4 protein-coding genes are annotated in these 3,507 nt (G+C 70.1%); 2 read left to right on the forward strand and 2 right to left on the reverse strand.

Going from position 1 to position 3,507, the window contains the following annotated elements:
- The coding region (locus VNS22_RS00185) for a glycoside hydrolase family 15 protein (protein ID WP_325728539.1) at window positions 1-598 on the forward strand (598 nt) is incomplete at its 5' end.
- A 27-nt stretch (window positions 599-625) separates the two neighbouring features.
- Here the strand turns inward: VNS22_RS00185 and VNS22_RS00190 are convergent.
- On the reverse strand, window positions 626-2,362 hold the full coding sequence (locus VNS22_RS00190) for a SulP family inorganic anion transporter (RefSeq protein ID WP_325728540.1): 1,737 nt from the start codon (window positions 2,360-2,362) through the stop codon (window positions 626-628).
- Window positions 2,363-2,454: 92 nt separating this feature from the next.
- A complete protein-coding gene (locus tag VNS22_RS00195; RefSeq protein WP_325728541.1) occupies window positions 2,455-2,706 on the reverse strand; it encodes a helix-turn-helix transcriptional regulator in 252 nt (83 codons plus the stop codon).
- Between the two features lie 210 nt (window positions 2,707-2,916).
- Here VNS22_RS00195 and VNS22_RS00200 point away from each other — a divergent pair.
- Window positions 2,917-3,507, forward strand: a 591-nt coding sequence (locus VNS22_RS00200; protein WP_325728542.1) for a Crp/Fnr family transcriptional regulator, incomplete at its 3' end; no start/stop codon positions are given.

The raw sequence follows: 3,507 nt of genomic DNA on the forward strand, positions 1-3,507 counted from the left end.
GCTGGCCTTCCACGCGATGGTGCTGAGCGTGGAGGAGTTCGGCCTGGAAGGGCCGGTCGACGAGTGGCGCCGGATCCGCGCGGAGATCCACCACGACATCTGCACCCGCGGCTACGACGCCCGGCAGAACAGCTTCGTGCAATATTACGGCGCCGACGGCGTCGACGCGGCCCTGCTGCTCATGCCGCTGACGGGCTTTTTGCCGATCGACGACCCACGCATCCAGGGCACGGTCGCCCGCATCGAGCGCGAACTGCTGCGCGACGGCCTAGTGCTGCGCTACCTCACCAGGGAAGCGGTGGACGGTCTGCCGCCCAAGGAGGGGGCGTTCCTCGCCTGCAGCTTCTGGCTGTGCGACGTCTATGTCGCGATGGGCCGGCTCGACGAGGCACGTGCCCTGTTCGAGCGGCTGACGGGGCTGGCCAACGACCTGCACCTGCTGGCGGAGGAATACGATCCGCACGCAAGGCGCCAGCTTGGCAACTTCCCCCAGGCCTTCTCCCACCTGGCACTGATCAACAGCGCGCACGTGCTGGCAGGATCGGCGGGTGGTGCGTGGCAGGTCACGAACCGCGCGCCGCCCGCCCGGACGGGCTGACCGGGCCGGTGGTCCAGGCGGGCCGGCTCAGGCCGCCTCGGGCCGGACGGCGGGATCGGCCGGTGGTTTGGCCAGCTTGGCGTGGGCGGCCGCGACCGCTTCGGCGATGGTCGGCTTGAAGCGCACCCTGGGCGGGCGGACGCCATGGGTCAGCAGCACGCGCCGGATCGCCGGGCGGGTGCCGGTCAGGTAGACCACCGCGCCCTGCCGCCGTGCCTTGCGCACGAAGCCCTCGACCGTGTTGGCGGCCGTCGAGTCGAGGATCGGCACCGCGGAGAAGTCGATCACATGTGCCTGCGGGTGCTGGCCGATCCGGTCCAGCGCCGCGGCGACGCTGGCGGCGGTACCGAAGAAGAACGCGCCGGAGATCCGGTACACCGCGACATCCGCATCGGCGGCCAGCGCCGCGTCGTAGCGGTCGACTGGCCTGGGCTCGTCGGCCCGGTCCTCCTCGATCATCGGCTGCAGGTGCTCGATCTGCACCATCTGCGCCATGCGGTGCAGGAACAGGAGCGCGCCCAGGCCGAACCCGACCAGGATGCCCTCGGTGAGGTCGCGGAACACCACGAGCAGGAAGGTGGCGCCCAGCACCACGGCATCACCCGGCGACGAACGCAGCAGGATGGCGAACTCGTGCTTCTCCGCCATGTTCCAGGCGACCACCACCAGCAGCCCGGCCAGGGCCGAGAGCGGGATCCAGCTCGCCAGCGGTGCCGCGACCAGCATGAACAGCAGCAGGAACAGGGCGTGCAGCATGCCCGAGACCGGGCCCCTGGCACCGGCGCGAACGTTGGTGGCGGTACGCGCGATCGTGCCGGTGACGCAGATCCCGCCGAACAGCGGCGTGACGATGTTCGCGAGGCCCTGGGCGACCAGCTCGCAATTGGAGCGGTGCCGCCGCCCGGTCATGCTGTCGGCCACCACCGCGGACAGGAGGCTCTCGATGCTGCCCAGCAGGGTGAACGCGATGGCCGCCGGCAGCACCTCGACGATCCGCTCCAGCGAGATGGCCGGCAGCTGCGGTGCCGGCAGGGCCTGGGGGATGCCGCCGAACCTGGTTCCGATCGTCTCGACCGGCAGGCCGAAGCCGGCCGCCACCACCGAGGCTAGGGCGACCGCGATCAGGAAGGCCGGCCAGTTCGGCCGATAGCGCCGCACCAGGACGATCGTGCCGATCGCCAGGACCGCTACCGCGATCGCCGCCGGGTTGGCCGTGGGCAAGGCCTGGCCCAGTGCCGGCAGCTTCTCGAGCAGCGGGCCCGGCTCGTGGGGCAGGGTCAGGCCCAGCAGGTCCTTGATCTGGCTGGCGAAGATGATGACCGCGATCCCGGCGGTGAAGCCGACCGTGACCGGGTAGGGGATGTACTTGATGAAGGTGCCCAGGCGCAGCAGGCCGATGGCCAGCAGCATGATGCCGGACAGGAAGGTCGCGAGCAGGAGGCCGTCGACGCCATAGGTCTGTGTGGTCGCGGCCACCAGGACGATGAAGGCGCCGGCCGGGCCGCCGATCTGGAAGCGGCTGCCGCCCAGCAGCGAGACGATGAACCCGCCGATGATCGCCGCGTACAGGCCGCGGTCCGGCGTGACGCCCGACGCGATCGCGATCGCCATCGACAAGGGCAGGGCCACGATGGCGACGGTGAGGCCGGCTATCAGGTCCGCCCGGAAGTCGGGCAGGCGGTAACCCTCGCGCAGCACGGTGACGAGCTTGGGCGTGAACAGCTCGCTGAAGCTGGGACTGGTAGGCTTGGCCGACGTCGCCATGGAACTAACCCTGCGGCAGGGGCACGCAATCGTCGGTGCCGGCCCGACGACGGCCCACGCTGGAAAGACTGGTCAGGAGCGGCAGGCGCCGGTCAGAGCGCATGTCGCAAGCGCACGCCCCGGCCCCGACCGTTGCTGGGTGCGTTCTCGCCAATGAGCTCGATGCCGGCGGTGTCGAGCGCCTGGATCACCTTGGTGAGCGTGTCGACCACGCCCCGCACGGTGCCCTCGCTCGCCTCCATCCGCTGGATCGTCGGCAGCGAGACCCCCGACAGCTCGGCGAGCTGCCGCTGGTCGATACCGAGCAATGCCCTGGCGGCGCGCATCTGCGCTGCGGTGATCATCGATGCTCCACAACCGCTGTCCAGAGGCTGATACATAAGAACTGATGTTCTGCACATCAATGATGATGCTATGTCCGTGACTGCTGCGGGGTGGTGACACATGGCTGCCGGAATGGCTACGCTGCGCCATTGCGTCCGAGCAGTGGCCGCTTTGCGCCCAGGCCGCGGCCGCCTAGGTAGGATCCGTGCGGAAGGTGGGAAGGAGAGGACGTGGCACAGGCGCAGGGGCAGGCGGCGGCCGGCGGGCGGAGCCACCGCGAACCGTGCGGGGTCTGCCTCGATTGCGTGGTGCGCCGGCAGGCGGTCTGTGCTGCGCTGGAGGACCATGAGCTGGGCGCGCTCCAGGCGATCATGGTCTCGACCCGCATCGGCGCGCAGCAGACCGTGGTCGAGGAGGGGCAGCCGCGCCGTCGGGTCTTCACCCTGACCTCCGGCATGCTGCGGCTCTACACCATGCTGCCCGACGGGCGCCGCCAGATCACGGCCTTCCTGCTGCCGGGCGACTATCTGGGGCTGGGCGACGAGAGCAGCTACGACCAGACGGCCGAGGCCGTGGTCGATTCGGTCCTGTGCGGCTTCCCGGTGGCCGAGATGGACCGGCTGATGGAGCGCTATCCCCGCCTGCAGCTCCGCCTGAACCAGATGACCCGGATCGCGCTGCGTCAGGCGCGCGACAGCCAGCTCATCCTGGGCCGGCTGGCGCCGGTGGAGAAGCTGGCGAGTTTCCTCCTGGTCCTGTCAGCGCGTCAGGCCGAGCACGGCCAAGCGGAAAGCCCGGTCCATCTGGCCATGACCCGCACC

This window comes from Geminicoccus sp. (genome assembly GCF_035556675.1).
Classification (GTDB): domain Bacteria; phylum Pseudomonadota; class Alphaproteobacteria; order Geminicoccales; family Geminicoccaceae; genus Geminicoccus.